Source organism: Cyanobium sp. FACHB-13342 (genome assembly GCF_014697415.1).
Classification (GTDB): domain Bacteria; phylum Cyanobacteriota; class Cyanobacteriia; order PCC-6307; family Cyanobiaceae; genus Cyanobium_A.
Window position 1 is genome coordinate 54240 of record NZ_JACJRT010000001.1, and the last position, 16321, is coordinate 70560.

The 16321-nt window shown below is 64.9% G+C and carries 18 protein-coding genes and 1 tRNA gene; 7 read left to right on the plus strand and 12 right to left on the minus strand.

The features are described from left to right. Positions 1–339 precede the first annotated feature (339 nt). From H6G16_RS00330 to H6G16_RS00350, 5 genes are read right to left on the minus strand one after another with little or no spacing between them, the layout of a single operon-like run. On the minus strand, positions 340–870 hold the full coding sequence (locus H6G16_RS00330; protein ID WP_190388344.1) for a cytochrome b/b6 domain-containing protein: 531 nt from the start codon (positions 868–870) through the stop codon (positions 340–342). 60 nt (positions 871–930) lie between these two features. Next, on the minus strand, positions 931–1839 hold the full coding sequence (locus H6G16_RS00335; protein ID WP_190388345.1) for a cation diffusion facilitator family transporter: 909 nt from the start codon (positions 1837–1839) through the stop codon (positions 931–933). A 22-nt stretch (positions 1840–1861) separates the two neighbouring features. Further along, entirely contained in the window at positions 1862–2515 is a 654-nt protein-coding gene (locus H6G16_RS00340) for a TMEM165/GDT1 family protein (RefSeq protein ID WP_190388346.1), read from the minus strand. Between the two features lie 60 nt (positions 2516–2575). Next, positions 2576–3886: a sensor histidine kinase gene (locus tag H6G16_RS00345; RefSeq protein WP_190388347.1), complete on the minus strand. Its 1311-nt coding sequence runs from the start codon at positions 3884–3886 to the stop codon at positions 2576–2578. A 4-nt stretch (positions 3887–3890) separates the two neighbouring features. Then, entirely contained in the window at positions 3891–4577 is a 687-nt protein-coding gene (locus H6G16_RS00350; protein ID WP_190388348.1) for a response regulator transcription factor, read from the minus strand. 124 nt (positions 4578–4701) lie between these two features. On the opposite strand from H6G16_RS00350, the gene H6G16_RS00355 reads away from it, so the two are divergent. Both H6G16_RS00355 and H6G16_RS00360 read left to right on the plus strand, forming a co-directional pair. Then, the gene (locus tag H6G16_RS00355; RefSeq protein WP_190388349.1) at positions 4702–7092 is read left to right on the plus strand and encodes a cation-translocating P-type ATPase; all 2391 of its coding nucleotides are present in this window, start codon (positions 4702–4704) and stop codon (positions 7090–7092) included. Between the two features lie 19 nt (positions 7093–7111). Next, the gene (locus H6G16_RS00360) at positions 7112–7312 is read left to right on the plus strand and encodes a hypothetical protein (RefSeq protein WP_190388350.1); all 201 of its coding nucleotides are present in this window, start codon (positions 7112–7114) and stop codon (positions 7310–7312) included. Positions 7313–7492: 180 nt separating this feature from the next. Here the strand turns inward: H6G16_RS00360 and H6G16_RS00365 are convergent, their stop codons facing one another. The 3 genes from H6G16_RS00365 to H6G16_RS00375 form a co-directional block, all read right to left on the minus strand. Then, positions 7493–7819, minus strand: coding sequence for a hypothetical protein (locus H6G16_RS00365; protein WP_190388351.1), 327 nt, complete (start codon positions 7817–7819; stop codon positions 7493–7495). A gap of 139 nt (positions 7820–7958) precedes the next feature. After that, positions 7959–8372, minus strand: a complete 414-nt coding sequence (locus H6G16_RS00370; RefSeq protein WP_190388352.1) for a hypothetical protein — start codon at positions 8370–8372, stop codon at positions 7959–7961. A gap of 325 nt (positions 8373–8697) precedes the next feature. Next, complete coding sequence (locus H6G16_RS00375; RefSeq protein ID WP_190388353.1) at positions 8698–10668, minus strand: sensor domain-containing diguanylate cyclase; 1971 nt, start codon at positions 10666–10668, stop codon at positions 8698–8700. 274 nt (positions 10669–10942) lie between these two features. Here H6G16_RS00375 and H6G16_RS00380 point away from each other — a divergent pair, with 274 nt between their 5' ends. Then, entirely contained in the window at positions 10943–12127 is a 1185-nt protein-coding gene (locus H6G16_RS00380) for a fatty acid desaturase (protein WP_190388354.1), read from the plus strand. Positions 12128–12352: 225 nt separating this feature from the next. Continuing rightward, positions 12353–13057, plus strand: a complete 705-nt coding sequence (locus tag H6G16_RS00385) for a DUF6629 family protein (RefSeq protein WP_190388355.1) — start codon at positions 12353–12355, stop codon at positions 13055–13057. A 79-nt stretch (positions 13058–13136) separates the two neighbouring features. On the opposite strand, the gene H6G16_RS00390 is transcribed toward H6G16_RS00385, so the two are convergent. Continuing rightward, complete coding sequence (locus tag H6G16_RS00390; RefSeq protein ID WP_242036059.1) at positions 13137–13640, minus strand: DUF305 domain-containing protein; 504 nt, start codon at positions 13638–13640, stop codon at positions 13137–13139. A 385-nt stretch (positions 13641–14025) separates the two neighbouring features. On the opposite strand from H6G16_RS00390, the gene H6G16_RS00395 reads away from it, so the two are divergent. Next, entirely contained in the window at positions 14026–14250 is a 225-nt protein-coding gene (locus H6G16_RS00395; protein ID WP_190388357.1) for a hypothetical protein, read from the plus strand. A 466-nt stretch (positions 14251–14716) separates the two neighbouring features. On the opposite strand, the gene H6G16_RS00400 is transcribed toward H6G16_RS00395, so the two are convergent. Together H6G16_RS00400 and H6G16_RS00405 are read right to left on the minus strand one after the other, a co-directional pair. Beyond that, a tRNA-Pro gene (locus H6G16_RS00400) sits at positions 14717–14790 on the minus strand. A gap of 11 nt (positions 14791–14801) precedes the next feature. Then, complete coding sequence (locus H6G16_RS00405; protein ID WP_190388358.1) at positions 14802–15197, minus strand: cupin domain-containing protein; 396 nt, start codon at positions 15195–15197, stop codon at positions 14802–14804. 167 nt (positions 15198–15364) lie between these two features. Between H6G16_RS00405 and H6G16_RS00410 the strand changes: the two genes are divergently transcribed. Further along, complete coding sequence (locus H6G16_RS00410; protein ID WP_190388359.1) at positions 15365–15559, plus strand: hypothetical protein; 195 nt, start codon at positions 15365–15367, stop codon at positions 15557–15559. Between the two features lie 93 nt (positions 15560–15652). After that, a complete protein-coding gene (locus H6G16_RS00415) occupies positions 15653–15838 on the plus strand; it encodes a hypothetical protein (protein ID WP_190388360.1) in 186 nt (61 codons plus the stop codon). 16 nt (positions 15839–15854) lie between these two features. Here the strand turns inward: H6G16_RS00415 and H6G16_RS00420 are convergent, their stop codons facing one another. Further along, positions 15855–16256 carry a Rid family detoxifying hydrolase gene (locus tag H6G16_RS00420; RefSeq protein ID WP_242036060.1) on the minus strand — a complete coding sequence of 134 codons (402 nt, stop codon included), beginning with the start codon at positions 16254–16256 and terminating at the stop codon, positions 15855–15857. Positions 16257–16321 lie beyond the last annotated feature (65 nt).

Here is a 16321-nt window from a genome sequence, read left to right on the forward strand (position 1 = left end):
CGCGCTGACGATCCGGCCCCTGCTCCAACACTCTCAACGGATCCTTGATGTTCCAGGCCGCAACGGCCGTCCACTGCATCGCCCTAGGTGCCCCGGACCTGACGGAACGTCACCCTCGACACCTGGCCCCAGGTGCCAGCGCCAGCAGCTCCGACCACAACTGAAGACTCTTTGATCTGAAAACGATCAACCGACAGCAAAGCTGCGCCCAACCCCCTTGGGAAGGCACCACGGCTGAGCAGACAAACGCCCGGGGCCAACGCTCCGGGCTTTGTTGTGTCGAGGTCGCTTCGCCACTCGGGAAAGCTCCAGGCTGCCGCACATTTCAGTGAAGCTGTCTCAGCGGCCGATCTTGAGAGACCTGCGGATCTGATCCAACCAGTTGCCGGGAAGATCTCCGGAGCGCAGATGCAGGCTGGCCATCGACCGGGCCAGCGGCAGGCCACCGCGCCGCAGCACGGAACCAACATGCATGGCGATGGCCAGGGCGATCAGCAGCCATGCCAGCAGATGCACGCCGTAGACGAGGTGATCGAACTGGCCGTCGCGCAGCCAGTCCTCGTCCATCAACTTGCCGCTGCCCACAGCCAGGACCAGGGCCAGCAGAGCGATGGCATTGGCTGGCTGGCGCAAGCGAGGCTGGCCGGCCGTGAGGGCATAGAGGCCGAACAGCAGAGCGACCGGCCAGAGAATCAGCCCGACCGTGCCGTGGATATCGATCCACTCACCGGGAAGCGCGAACGGCAGCCGCCCGAAGCGCCCGTCATGGCTGGAATAGACCAGCAGTCCCGTGATCCAGGCCAGTGGCACCATCAAGGCGGTGACGCCGTGAAGCAGTCGCAGCAGCGAGGGTTGGTAGGGACGGGGCATGGCGGGGATGGGATTCAGGACTCAGCGGAACGGTCTTCGGAGGGCTGGGGTCCCAAGGGCTCAGCCCTGCTCCCAGCGGAAGTTCTGGTCATCCCAGGAGGTGGGGTCCTCGATCGGCTCGAGATGGGTCAGCACGTGGGTGCGGGTGAGTGCCGTGGCGATCTCTTGCTCCAGCAGCTCGCACAGGTCATGCCCTTGCTGGACACTCCAGTGACCGGGAACCAGGACGTGGAACGACACGAAGCGGCGAGAGCCGGCCACGCGGGTGCGCAGGGCATGGAAGCGGATCTGCTCCGTTTCGTGTGAGGCGAGCAGCTGCTCCAGCTGGCGTTGTTCCTCGTCCGGCAGCGAGCGATCGAGCAGACCGGAGGCGGTTTCGTGAAACAGCTTCCAGCCCGTGACAATGATGTTGAGCGCCACCCCGATCGCGATCAGGGGGTCAAGGATCGTCAACCCCGTCAGCTTCACCAGACCGATGCCCAGCACAACGCCTGCGGAGGTCCAGACGTCGGTCAGCAGGTGGTGGGCATCAGCGCGGAGGGTGATCGAATGAAAGCGGTTCGCGGCTTTCAGCAACACCCAGGCCACCAGGCCGTTGAGGGCCGTTGCCAGTAGGGAGATGGCCAGGCCTAGGCCCACTTGCTCCAGCGGCTGGGGCTCCTGCAGACGGCCGATGGCGGCATAAATGATCGCCAGGGCGGCCGCCACGATCAGCACGCTCTCCAGACCGCTGGAGAAGTATTCGGCCTTGAAATGGCCGTAGTGGTGGCTGCGATCGGCTGGCTTGGCGGCCAACGTCAGCGCCCAGAAGGCACCGAGCGCCGCCACCAGATTCACTCCCGACTCCATCGCATCGGAGAGCAGGCCCACCGAACCGGTCAGGCGCCAAGCCCAGGTCTTGAGAACGATGGTGGCCACCGCTGCGGCCACCGACAGGAGCATGAAGTGGCGGGGAGAGGCAAACAACATCGGGATCGTCAGCAGACCTCAGTCAACCCAGGGCCTGCTTGAGCGAGAACAGACCGAACACCAGGAACAGTCCGCCGCTGAGTCGATAGAGCAGTTTCTCGCTGATGCGGCCGCCGATCCACTTGCCGGCCCCGACCGCCAACCAGGTGACCAGGGCATGCCCGAGCAGGGTGCCGGCCAGCAGGCCCGCGAATGTGAACGCCGGCGCCGTGGCCAGAAAGATGGTGGTGAACTGGGTGCGATCGCCCAGCTCAGCGAGGAACACCAGCACGAAGGCTTCCCAGATCACCGCCCAGGTGGTGCTGATGCGGCGGCGGCTTTCGGCCTCGTTGATTGCCTGCTCAGCTTCCTGCTCTTCCTCGTCCGCCTCATCGGCCCGCATGCCTTGGGCATCGATCAGCAGCTTGACCCCGAAGCCCAGGAACAGCGCCGCCGCCAGCCAGGGCACCACCGTGGGCGGCAGCAGCTCGCGCAGGCCATAACCCAGGCCCAGCGAAAGGAGGGTGACGGCGGTGAGCGCCGTGAAGGCGCCGATGAACACATTCCGGCCGCGGTGGCGCGCCGCCAGGATCAATGCCATGAAAAAGGTCTTGTCACCCAGTTCGGCCAGGGTGATGGCGGTGAGGCTGGCCCCGAAGGCCGCCACGCCGGGATCGGAGGGAAGAGGTGCGCTCATCGCATCAGAGTGCGGCACACCCCATGAAGAAGTCATGAGGTTTGCGGCTCTGGCGACGCTTCATAGAGCGTCCGTGGGGGGCAGCTCCACCACCAGCTCGCAGCGGCCCGTTCGGCTCTCGCCGATGCGCAGTTCGCCGCCATGGCGGCGGGCGATGGCGCGGCCGATCGCCAGGCCCAGACCGCTGTGACCGCCGCGGTCGGTGCCGCTCCAAAAGCGCTCGAACACCTGCTCGCGTTCCTGCAGCGGGATGCCAGGGCCCTGGTCGGCCACCGTCACCCGGATCAGACGACCTGCCCTGCTCACCTGCAGCGAGACCGTGCCCCCCTCGGGGCTGTGGCGGATGGCATTGAGGAGCAGGTTGGTGAACAGCCGCAGCAGCGGCTCGCTCTGCCCACGGAAGGGGACGCTCTGGGTTGCCGGGTCTGGACTGAGCTGTAGGCGGACGGAACGGGCAGCTGCCTGGGGCGCGTAGCAGCGAAGCAGGTCCTCCAGCAGCTCCAGCAGGTCAAACTCCTGAAGCTCCGCCGTGCTGAGCGGCCCGTCCAGGCCGGCCTGCTCCTGGCGAGCGAGCAGCAGCAGATCATCGAGCAGCTCGCCCATGCGGCGGCTGAGGCCGTCGAGCTCACCCCAGGCCAGGGCCGGCTGCTGGCGCAGCTCCGGCGGCACCGCCGCCAGCTGGGTGCGTAGGGCCGTGAGCGGGTGGCGCAGTTCGTGCGAGGCGTCGGCGGTAAACCGTTGCAAGGCGCTCACCTGACGCTGCAGGGGGAGGAAGGCCATCCGCAGCATGCGGCGGCCCACCAGCAACGCCGCCAGCACCGTGACGACACCGCCCAGCAGCAGCCCGCGCTTGAGCCGGGACAGATCGGCCCGGGCGGCCTGATCGGAGAGGGCCACCCGCACATAGCCAAGCCGTTCGGCCTGGCTGTCGACCGGTTGCCAGAGGCTCATCCCCCCCGGCCAGCGCTGCCAGAGCGCCCGACTGGGGACTCGGATCCCGCGGGCGGATGCCAGAGCGCCAGCCGGCTGACCTGACAGGGAAGGCACGGTGAGGCCGCCCTGCTCGCTGAGAAGAGCCCCCTGGGCATCGAACCATTGCAGCCGTTGCTGCTGCAGGGTTGGAGAGTCGATCAGCCGGGGCCCGGCACGGAACTTGGCGCGCCCCTCCGCCTCGCGCGTCTCGTGGGCGATCAGCGGCAGCTGGGCCGCTGCACTGCCCGCCAGCTGGCGCAGTTCGGTGCGCTGATCTTGTTGGCGCTGGCTGGCGATCCCCCAGTACAGGGACCCGGAGAATGCCGCCAGCAGCAGCAATGCAAAGCCTCCCCCCTGCAGGGCCAGGCGGCGCCGCAGCTGCAATGGATCAGGTGGCAAGGGATCAACAGGAAACCGTGGGATTGAGCCGGTAGCCAACGCCATACACCGTTTCAATCAGGTTGGGATGGCAGCCGGCACCCGTCAGCTTTTGACGCAGGTTGCGCATGTGGGCTCTCAGGGCGTCCTCGCCCACCTCGCGGCGGCCATCGCTGATGCCATGCAGCAGCTGTCCCTTGCTGCGGCTGTCGCCGGCGGCCCGCAGCAGCTGCTCAAGCAGCAGCGCTTCCTTGCGCGTGAGTTCCAGGGAGGCGCCGTTCACAGCAGCGTTGGTCTGGCCGGCCACAAGGCGCACCGGTCCGAAGACCAGCTCGAGTTGCAGCGGCCGGTGTGCCCGGCGCAACAGGGCCTGCAACCGGGCGCGCAACAGCTCCGGATCGAAGGGTTTGACCACATAGTCGTCGGCCCCCTCCTCGAAGCCCCGTACCTTGTCTGCCCGCTCGTCCCGCGCGGTGAGCATCAGCACAAGAGGCTGATGCATGGGGAGGCGGCGCAGCTGGCAGCAGAGGGAGAGGCCATCGCAATCGGGCAGACCCAGATCGAGCAGCACCAGATCGAACAGCTCGCGCTCCAGCCAGCCCAGGGCCTCTCCAGCGGTGGATGCCATTTCGGCTGCATATCCCCACTGAGCCAGGAGACGCAGCAGGGCTGACTGCAGCGGGGGGTCGTCTTCCACCACCAGAAGCTTCATGGCACCTCAATCCAGGGGCAGGCGTTGCCGTCGTCATAGGCGACGCTGTGACCAGCGCCACCGTGCCATTTCCCCTGCGGCGGCTGGCGGATCGCGCTAAGCAGGGACCAGCAGCCCTAGGGCCATGGCCTTGCTGGAGCCCACCAATCTGCTGCTGCTCGCCTGCGCGCTGATCTACGCCCTCATCGGCGAGCCGGAGGAAGCGGCCATCCTGCTGGTCTTCGTGCTGGGCATCACCCTGTTGGATGCCCTCCAACAGCGACGCAGCAGCCGGGCGTTGGCTGAGCTGGCCCGTCTCTCGGCTCCCCGGGCCCATGTGCGTCGGGATGGGGAGCTGCTGGAGCTGGCCCCCGACCAGGTGCGGGTGGGGGATCTCCTGCGCCTGGAGGAAGGCGATCGGGTCGCGGCCGATTCCCGGCTCACGGAATCCCTGGGCCTCTGGCTCGATGAATCCCTGCTCACCGGTGAATCGCTGCCGGTGCAGCGCCAGAACCCTGGGGAGCCGGTGCTGGCCGGTTCGCTGGTGGCCAGTGGTCGAGGTTGGGCTGAAGTGGAAGCCGTCGCGGCGGCCACGGAGCTGGGGCGTCTGGGCCAAAGCCTTGCAACGGTGACGCCCCCGCCGACCCGGCTGCAACGCCAGACGCGACGACTCACGGCACGGTTGACGGTGCTGGCTCTCGGGCTCTGCGCCGCCTTGGCCGTGCTGCAGGGTGGCTTCACCGGGAACTGGGTGCAGGCGCTGCTGGCGGCGCTAGCGCTGGCCCTGGCGGTGCTGCCCAATGAGATCCCGGTGGTGCTGGCCCTGTTTCTGGCCCTCGGGGCCCTGCGCCTGGCGCGGATCGGTGTGTTGGCGCGCTGGCCGGCGGCGGTGGAGAGCCTGGGCAGCGCCACGGTGCTGGCGGTCGACAAAACCGGCACCCTCACAGAGAACCGGATGGCAGTGCAGCGCCTGCTCAGCTGGCCCGATGGCGCTCTGTGGAGCGCCGGTGAGCCCCTGGCCGAGCCCTGGCATCGGCTGCTGGAGCTGGCGGTGCTGGCCAGCCGCCACGACCCGGTGGATGCAATGGAACTGGCGATCCAACGGCTGGCCTCCGATCACCTCACCCACACCGAGCACCTTCATCCCGATTGGCCCCTGGAGCGGGAGTACCCCCTGGAGCCGGAGCTGCTTGTGTTCTCCCAGCTGTGGCGTGACCCCTCCGCTGGCTGGCAGGTGGCAGCCAAGGGGGCGCCGGAAGCCATTGCCAACCTCTGCCATCTTGATCCGGATGCCTCGGCCGCGTTCCTGGCAGCGGCCGATGCCCTTGCGGGTCTGGGCCTGCGGGTGCTGGCGGTGGCCTCCAGTCTTCACGGTGCTCCGCTGCATCCCGAGCTGGAGCCGCCGGCCGAGCCGAGTCCACCGGCTGGCGTCCACGACTTCCTGTTCCAGCCCATGGGGCTGCTGGGGTTGGCGGATCCCCTACGCGCTGAGGTTCCAGCCGCCATCGCCACGGCCCAGCGGGCCGGCGTCAAGGTGGTGATGCTCACCGGGGACGGGCCCATCACAGCCCGCTCCATCGCCGATCAGGCGGGCCTGCCCGCCGGCCCTGTTCTCTCTGGGGCCGACCTGCAGGGGTTGACCCCGGCGGCGTTGGCGAGCCGCGTGCGCGATGTCTCGGTGTTCGCCCGGGTGATGCCCGCGCAGAAGTTGGAGCTGGTGCGGGCCCTCCAGACCGCCGGCGAAGTGGTGGCCATGACCGGTGACGGCGTCAATGACGCGCCCGCCCTCAAGGCCGCTGACATCGGTGTGGCCATGGGCCAGCGCGGCACGGCCGTCGCCCGGGAATCGGCCGATCTGGTGTTGCTGCACGACTCCTTCAGCAGCTTGGTGGCGGCGATCGAACTGGGACGGCGCGTCGATGCCAATCTCCATCGCGCCTTCGCCTACACCCTGGCCATCCACCTGCCGATCGCGGTGTTGGGGTTGGTGCCGCTGCTGCTCCCAGGGCAGAGCCTGATCCTGTTGCCGGTGCACATCGCCCTGCTGCACCTGGTGATTGATCCGGCCTGCACGGTGGTGTTCGAGGCCTTGCCGCCGGCTGCGGGCCTGATGCGTCAGCCTCCTCGACCCGCCGAGGCGCCGCTGTTTGGCACCAGCACCTGGCGCCAGGCCCTGAGCCAGGGATCGGTGGTGATGCTGGCGGCCCTGGTGTTGGCCTTTTGGCCCGCATGCGACCTGGAGGTGCGCCGCAGCTTGGTGTTCTCCCTGTTGCTATTGGCCGGCGGTGGTCTGGTATGGCTCAACAGCGGCGCTGCCACCTGGCTGACTGCCGCAGGGGCCGGCATCGGCATCGGCCTATGGCTGATTCTGCTGGTGTCACCCAGCCTGCAAACGGTGCTGCGTTTGGCTCCTCTGCAGCCAATCCAGATGCTCGCCGTGCTGGTGACCACGGGAGTGGCCATGCTGTTGGCGGCCCAGCTAAACCGACGACCTGGGCGACCGGCTCGGTTTCAGGGGCTGACACCTCCAAACTGACTGCAGCCGCTGCTTAGCCGTGCAGCCTCAGGATCTGTTCCTCAACGTGATGCTGAGTCTCCTGGGCTCGGCCTACCTGCTCTACGGCCGCAAACAGGCTGCGGGCCTCCAGATGCTCTGCGGACTGCTACTGATCGTGGAGCCTTACGACTTACCGGGCTTCGTGGGGCAGTTGCTAGTGGGCATCCTGCTTGCGGCCCTCCCATTCCTGCAGCGTTAGGGCCAGTCTCGATGCGCTGGTGCACTTGCTGATGAGCCGATCCAATCACCAGTGACCTTTTTGTGTGATGGTCAGAGGACGATCCCTCCTGCGAGAGGGTGCACAAGAGTTGTGGGAAGAACCAAATAACTCTCTGCACCGCCCAACACAATAGTGATCACAGATCTCAGCGCGAACGTGTCACAGCAAAGGGTGAGCAGAGTCAGAAGCAACATGGGGAAATCCGTGGCCGAATTGGTCGTGATGAACAAGATCTGGGAATGGATCACTAGAAAGGCCTTCAGCGGGCAAGTATGAATCAATACTGCTAGAAGGGTCTTCACTGCTAGAGCTGCTATCAGGACCGATGCCCAGTACATCGTTCAAAACCAAGTCGAGATTTTCGTCGTGCACCAAGTCTTCTCTCATTACCACAGAGTTATTTGCTTCAAGGTGCATGGCTATGAGAAGGTCCAGGCCGATGACGGCATCGGCCGCGCTTAATTCGTTCTCAAGATTCTCAGTCATATCCAGATCGGCTGGATGCTCAATCCAAATTGTAGGCCCAAGATCGCTTGATGAGCACACTGGGCTGAAAGGGCTGGTAGATCAGCCCAGCAGTGGCTGAGTGAGCTGCTTAGCCAACAAACCTGATGAGACTAAAGAGCTAGCGCTGGTTGACTGGCGCAAGTGAATGCTGCAACTCTGACAAGAAAGCCAAGATCTCGCCTTTGTCCTTAGGCGACGAATCAACCTGAAACACCACCGAGCCGACGCGGCACAGTTCGACCAAAAGCTCCATCTCTGCGTCACTGATAATCAGAGTTCGCTTTTCGCCATCCTCTCCGCACTGCATCACAACCCCGTCCGATGGGAACAGCAGGGCGTATCTGCGTTGGATGGTTCCCTGACCAAAACCAGTAAAAAGAGCAGACATAAGCTGCGATATCTTCGGGCTGAGCTGGCCATGTGGCATGTTCTTTGCCATCTGGACCAGCAGCGAGCAGGCTTCGAGTAGCGTCGAGGCCTCATCTTCACTTAGAGCAAGAATCTGGCTTCCGGGCCTGCGCGAGACCTCCATGGGCTGACCTTCGTATTCCTGTAGTAATTATAAGAAAGAGCCAGGACTGCGCAGCATTGACTGCCACAAAGTCAACACAAATTTATCCGAAAAAATCCTGAAAGCCGCCAAAGAGGCGAGCATATTTATATGCAGTCGCTGGATCAAGCGAGCGGGTTGCTTGTCTTGTCTTTGAAGTGTGTTGTAGGGCTGTTCTCAGGCCGCTTGCGGTTTGATAGCGCTGTGCTGCGTCAAGTGGATCCATCGCAGGCCGCCAGCAGGGCATCAAATCAAGCCACCAGCTGGGGGCCGGTACCGGGGATAACCAGGGTGGCGTATGCAGCGCTCACGAGAAGCCGATCACCCGGTTGCGGCCAGTCTGCTTGGCCTGATACATGGCGGTATCCGCCCGGTCGATCATGGCGTCACTGCTTTCGCCAGGCACCACCAGGGTGGCGCCAATGCTGAGGGTGATCTGCAGGTCGCCCGCCGTAGTAGGCACCGGATCCTGCACGGAGTTGCGGATTTTTTCAGCGATCACCAAAACGCAGTCGAGGTTCTGCACCCCCTTCAACACCACCAGCAGCTCGTCACCCCCCATCCGGGCCGCCACATCTTCACTGCGCAGGCACGCCTGGATGCGGCTGGCCACGGTGCGCAGCAGTTGGTCGCCGGCCGCATGGCCCCAGCGGTCATTGATGCCCTTGAAGTGGTCGAGGTCGCAGAACAACAGCGCCGTCTGTTCGCCGCTGCGCTGGTCGGGGGAGGACAAGGCGTGGATCTGCTCCAGAACCTCCCGGCGGTTGAGCAGACCGGTGAGTGCATCGGTGCGGGCATGGCGCTCCAGTTCGTGCCAGGCCGCCATTTCCCGATCGATCAGCCGAAAGGAGGCCACCATGCCATCGAGGCAGTTCTGGCTGTCGAGGTAGGGGCCCACATGCAGTTCGGCCCAGTGCCAGCTGTTGTCCTTGGCGCGGATCCGGTGGCGGCACACGACGCACTGGCCTGCGGCGATGGCTTCCAGGTTGTTGGCGTATTCCAGGAGATCGTCTGGGTGGAGCACCTCCCGTGAGGATCGGCCCAGCCACTCCTCTGGAGACCAACCCAGGGCCCCAGCCAGGGAGGGCGACACGTAGGTGATCACGTCATTCCGGAGGCGCACCACCACATCCGACGCGTTCAGGGCCAGCAGCCGGTAGGCCTCCTCGGAGGCCGCCAGCTCGCGAAGGCTCTCGTAGCGCTCGGTCACATCACGCCAGGTGTAAACGAGTTCCTCGCCCTGGGGTACGGCACGGATGTCGTAGCGGCGGGTCTGGCCCAGGATCTCGTGGGGATAGGGGTAGTCATCGAGCACCAACGGCTCGCCGGATTCCACCGCCTGGATGTACAGCGCCAACAGCCCTCTGGCGCTGTGGCCCGGCAGAACATCCAAGACAGTGCGACCGATCAGCTCGTCGTGGCTGAGCAGGTTGTAACGGCAGGCGGCCCCATTGGCTTCTACGTAGGTGAAGTCCTCAATCGCCCCCATGGCATTGCGGCGGGCCTTCAGCACCACGTGGGGATCGAGTAAGGAATCGAGGGTGGCCTTCAGGCGCGCCAGGGTCTGGGTCATGGCCTGCTCACCCGCCACCTTTGCCTCGATGTCGCTCCAGCTGCCGATGATCGCCAGCACGTCCGGCCCGCCATCGCGGGCCCCCCGGGCGTTCACCTCCACCCAGCGGTATCCCCCCTGGGCCCGGCGCACCCGCAGCCGAAACTGCGGTTCTTCGCCCTGGGCAAAGGCGGCTTGAACCCTCTGCAACAGCTCCAGATCGTCGGGGTGAACAAACTCCCTGAAGGGTTTGCCAATCATCTGGGCGGGTGTCCAGCCAAGCAACCGCGTGACCGATGGGGAGATCCACTCCAGCCCCCCCTGCCGGCTGGCCCGGAACACCACATCGCAGGCGTTTTCGGCCAGCAGCTGGTAGTTCTTCTCCGACTCGCGCTGAATCCGGTGGGCCCGAGCCCGTTTGGCGGCGACGCTCAGGCTGACTACGCCAACCACGACTAGCAGGGCCAGTTGCTCCAGGACCTGCGGCGTTTGCAGGTGCGCCCAGCGCTGCTCCGCAATCAGCGCCAACCCGATGCTGGCCAGGGTCATCCGCCGTAGCGGCTTTAGATCGGCGAAGCCTGCGGCAAACACCAGTGGCAGCCAGAAGTAGGGCAGCAGTTCGACGTCCAGTGGCATGGCCACATCCACCACGAAGATCCCGATCAGGAGGATCCAGAGGCCCGTCATGCGCCGGGCGCCGATGGTGGGCGTGGGGGATGCGGTCATCAAAGGCAGAGGGGCGGAGACTTCAAAACCTCGGCGGATCAGAGATGGCGCCCGCAATGCATAGATGTATGCGAGACATGGATAATCCCTGGGATTAGCTGTTCGGCTGTGCCACTTGTTGGGTGGGCAAAGTAGATCCTCCAGCGATTTCAGTCCACCAAACTTGTAGTTATGTGTGCGCTATGCATTTGATGCATTTGTCTGAATCAAAGCGGTATTGGGGCCGCCCGTAAGGCGAAATCTGGATCAGAATGAGTGTCTCGCCCCGGAAACGATGGCGTCGCTGACCGCTACCCCACTGGTCCGTGATCTCTGCGCAGTGGTGAGGGACCTCGGAGCTGCTCCCACCACCGGAGAGAAAGCCAGGGCCACCCTCCGCCTCATAGCGCTGAGCGCCTTGCTACTTGGCGGCGCTTGGCTCTACTGGCGACTGCCCATTGGAGGGGCCGCGATCGGAGCCGTCCTCATCGCCGGTGTGGCCTATGGCCTGCTGCTGATCGCCACCCACGAGATGGTGCATGGCACCCTGCTGGGTTGCCGGACGCTGGAGCCGTTGCTGGGGTGTTTGCTCAGCTGGCCGATGGCCTGGCCCTATTTCACCTATGCACGACTGCATCATCTGCATCACCGCTGGAATGGCTGCGATTCGCGGGATCCGGAGCGCACCACACCCCTCCTCCAGGAGCGCCTGGCGGCGGGACCACTGAGGCGCCTGGTGCAGCGCCATCTGCTCGGCTGGCGTGTTGGCGTGCTGGGAGGCGTGGGCTTGATCGTTGATGTAGCGCACAAGGGCCTCTTGCTTCAGCAACAAGATCAGGGACTGGTTCGAGCGCGTTTCATCGACGGGGCCGGCGTGACGGCCGTGCACACGGCCATGCTCCTCATCGCTCTGACCCAGGGTGAGTTGGGGAGGTACCTGCTGTTCTGGCTACTGCTGGAGCGTGTGATCGGCGCGATGGTGCAGTTTCGCGGCATGGTGGAACATCACCTGTTGTGGCGAGCCGGGGAAGCCCAGTTGCTGACGCAGCTCTATACCAGCCGCACCATCAACGCAGGCAGGTGGCTCAATGCCCTGCTAGGAGGGCTTCCTCACCACTCCGCCCACCACGCTTTTCCCGCGATTCCCAGTGAGCGTCTGCCCCTGGCTACTCGCCGTATCGCCTTGGTCCTGGAGCGTCATGGTGCGCCTCCTCTTCCAACCGTGCCGAACTATGGCGAGGCGCTGCGCTTGTTGATCGCTGCTCAGAACACTCCAGCCTCAGCTGCAGTGGGCCGCTGGCGTCGACACGCAGGGGCCATGGGCGGGGAAGGTGATCACAAACGGCCGATTGGCCTGGGCGCAGAAGGGGATGCCAAAGCGACCTCCGCTGCTGATGCACTGGATTTTGTGGCCGCCTCTCCCCCAGCAGTTGGCGGGACAGGCCACAAAGCGCACCCCCTCGTGCTGAAACACCGCTGACGCATCGGGCGGCACCACGCAGACCGCCGCGCTGCTGAGGATTGCGGTCACGGTTTTTCGGCCTGGATACGGTTCAGGCAGAGAAGAGGTGCCGGTGATCTTCAAACTCGCGCTGGCCATCGGGAAGTGGTCGTGGCCAAGGACGCCGAGCCCCGTCGCGAAGTGGGCAAGTGCGGAAGGGGAATGACAACTAGGGTGAATTACACCTAAGAGGCCCGGCGTGCGATGTGTTTCTCAGCCGCCGCCAGCTTCACCACTGCAGCGCTGCTGCTGCCACTGGGCATCAGCGCTGTAGCGCAGTCACGGCGAGATCATCGTCCTGAACTACTTCCCCTGGCGCTGATGCCGGTGGGTTTTGGCCTGCAGCAGGCCCTTGAAGGGGTGGTATGGCTTGGACTCAACCATGGGCCTGCAACTCCGCTCCTGAAGGGAGGAGCCCTGGGCTATCTGTTCTTTGCCCTGGCCTTCTGGCCGATCTGGATTCCCCATGTGGCCTTATGCCTCTGGCCCCAGCATCGTCGTCAGCCTGACCGGAAGCTGCTTTGGACGCTTCAGGGGATGGGACTGATGCTGGGAACATTGCTCTGGCTGCCACTGCTCTTTCAGCCAACGCGGTTCGAACCGGTGGTGGTACACGGGTCAATCGACTACGGCCTAAAGCTGCTGGTGGGCGGCGGCGAAGCGGATTCGATTCGCTTCATCTATGCCGCTGTGGTTGGCCTACCGCTTCTGCTCCTGCCCTACATTTGGATGCGGATCTTCGGGGTGGCACTGCTGGGCAGCGGCCTGGTTGCGGAATGGGCCTACCGCGAAACTTTCGCTTCAGTCTGGTGCTATTTCAGTGCGCTGCTATCAGTCCTAATTGTTTGGATGATCTACACCAACAGACTCCACATCAAGGGGCACGAAAATGCGAGCTCGTCAACTTAGATAAACCACCGTTTCCCACCTGCTGTGACCAAAAGGCGCGGATCAGCAGGTCAACCTGCTCACCATCTCCCCGGCGGCTTCATCGGTTCGCCGTGCCGAACCACTGGCGATACCACCGGGCCATTTGATCGATCTCTTCGCTCTGCACCCGCACCATCGCCGCTTCCAACTCCCGCAGCTCGGGATGGACGGTGCCCCACTCGGCATGGGACGCCATCATCACGCCCATGCGGTGGTGGGCGATCATCTGCTCCAGGAAGGCTCGATCGAAGTCGGGTGCTCGGCGCAGGGCATCGAGACTGGTGGAAAAGCCCGGCATTCCCATACCCATGCCACCCCTCATGCCCATCCCTTGGCCCCAGCCCGGACCTGGCCAAGTCGGCACATCGCTGCCGTACCACTGGCGATACCAGCGGCGCATCTGGGCATTTTCCTGACTCTGACTGGTGCGGATCTTCTCCGCCAGGCGTCGAATCTCCGGTCGCTTGGAGCGCTGCAGAGCCAGCTCCGCCATGGCGATTGCCCCGTCGTGGTGGGGAATCATCATCACGATGAAATGGGCATCAGCGGAACGCTGGCCCATCGGCATACCGCTCCAACCACGGCCGGGCGGCATCGCGGTGTTTGGAGCCTGGGTGACAGATCCAGCGCCAGGGGCGCTGGGGCCCGCCTGAACTGTGCTCGCCAAAACCAGCAAAGCCGCTGCCGCTGGGGCGAGGGCTTTCAACGATCGACGACTCCCTGCGCCGCAACCATTCAGAAACCGGGCCATCGGCACCTCCGCTGAGCTGCTAATCCCATCTTGGCCAGATTGTGGGTAAAGGAGTCCGGTACAGCGCAAGAGGTATTAGGGGGCTGGCGAGACAGGGAGCGCTTCACTGCCGAGAAGCTATGCCGCGACCTGCCGTGCTCCGGTTCGGACTAGCTGGCGCTGGTGTTGTGACCTCTCTCACTGGGATGCAGAGCTGTTGATCAACCCAGTGGCAAGCCAGGGCTGCCAAGAGGCTCTGATGATCTCCGTGAAGCCGGAACATGACGGTGAAAGCAACTGGGTTCACCCTCGCGCCGCCAGTGACCTCGTGCTGACCATCGGCTGCACCGGCATGCAGCCGATGTCACAGACCGGCATGACCGACGTGCAAAAACAGAGCCTGCGGCCGTTGGCGGGGCTTGCCGCGTGGCTCACGGTGTAGGGGTGAAGGGATGCGTGGCACCCCCTCGACAGGACTCGGTTGAACTGATCCGCTTCCCGTGCGCTTTATTGCAAGAGTTGCGCGAAACGTCAAGCCAGGACGCGCTTGAACCAGGGGATGGCGACAGGGCCTTACCCACGCCCATGACATCGCCCGAGCGCAGCACCCCAAGGGAAGGCTGTCAGCAGTGCCGGCAGAGCTGCTCGACGGTCAGGACCGCCACAAGCTGCTGGCGGCGTGGCTTAGGCGTGAGAGGTGAGCTGGGCAAAGCGGCAATCAGTCCAGCATCCGGATCCAGACCCACCACAGCAGAGCCACCGGCACCATCGCCAGTGCCAGCACAGCAAGGCTCTGAAGCTGTTCTGGGTTCATTTGTCGGCGTTTTGTCGGCGTCGGCTGTCGGCCCGAGCACCTAGGTCGCAAGGCAGACGGCGCAAAACCCTTGCGCTGCAGTCGATCTGAGAAGTCGGGGCGACAGGATTCGAACCTGCGACCTAGTGCTCCCAAAGCACCCGCGCTACCAAGCTGCGCCACGCCCCGTCGTTTGGAGCTTAGGGGGCAACAGGAAGGGTGGTGGCCTGGCCCTTCGGGCCGACGTAAACCACCACGATCACCGCGGGATCGGGCCCGAGGCTCACGCCCCGATGCACGGTGTTGACCACTTCGATCAAGGCCTGACCGGGCTCTAGCAACAGGGTGGCGCCGTCGTCTCCCTCAACCCGCAACCGCCCCTGCAACAGCACGCCGGCGTTGATCACCGGGTGCAGGTGGCGCTGCAGCTTCACGCCTGGAGGCACTGTGATCCGCAGTACAGACACCTCCGGCTGGACTGCAGCCAGCGGCGGCAGAAGGGCCCCATCCCAGGAGCGATCGCTGCGGGCCAGGGTTTGCACCGTCACTCCCTGGGCCGTGCCGCCGTGGCCGTCGTCGGCCTGCGCCGGCGGCATCAGCGCGAGCCCCAGAGCAAGCAGCACCCCTGCCGACCTCGCCATAACCACAACCAACAGCTGGCTCAATCATCCCGGTGCCACCAGCCCGACCAAAGACAGCCCAGCGGCGCTTGACACTCGCGGAAATCTTGAGTAGTACATGTGTATCCATACGCGCCTGCGCCGTGCCCGCCTGCTCCCCCTACGCCGTCTTCCGCGCCGAAGACTGGCTCCTCGCATCCGCATCCCCTTCGATCAACAACCGCCCCTCCGCCGCCCCAAAACGCCGCGTCCCCACCCCTGCCAAAGCCGCCGCCGGTCGCGCCCGCTGGGCCACCTTGGTGCAGGGCGACCTCTTCCAGCCCCTGCCCCTCGCCTGAACCGCCCCAGCGCCAGCAGACAGACGCCCAATGGCTCGCTAGTGTTGAAACCAACACACTTTTGAATCCCTCAGGGAGGTCTGGGTCGTGGCGATGCACTCCGGTTTCGGCTCCAGTGCTGGAGCAGACGACTCCACCGACATCGGCCGCTCTGTGATGAAGTGGGGACAGGATGGCGAGCTCTCAGCGCCCGACCTGCAAGCGATCCTGCAGCGGCTCAGCGCCGTGGATGCCCAGGCGGCAAGCCTGATGGACTGCCCCCTCGAGCCCCCCCACTGAATCCCGGCAGGTTCCGTCAGGAGGTGAGGGCAATGGCATCGATCTCCACCCGCGCCCCCTTGGGCAGGGCCGCCACTTCCACACAGGCCCGCGCCGGCGACACCCCCTCGCCGAACACCTCGGCATAGATCCCATTCACCCGGGCAAAATCGCCCAGATCCGCCAGAAACACGGTGGTGCGCAGCACCAGCTGGGGGCTGCTGCCGCCCGCGGCCAGCACGGCCTTGAGGTTGCTCAACACCTGGCGGGTCTCCGCCTCTACGTCGCCGTCGCCCACCATCGCCCCGGTGGCCGGATCCAGGGCGATCTGGCCGGAGCAATAGAGCACCCCACCGGCCTTCACCGCCTGGTTGTAGGGGCCCACGGGAGCTGGTGCTTGGGCGGTGATCACGGCTTCCGGCTGCATCGTGGGGCTCATGCCAGGTCAGGATGGTGGCCGAGCTTATGGCCCTTGCCGGCCCTGCGCCGATCGCCAGCCCCCTG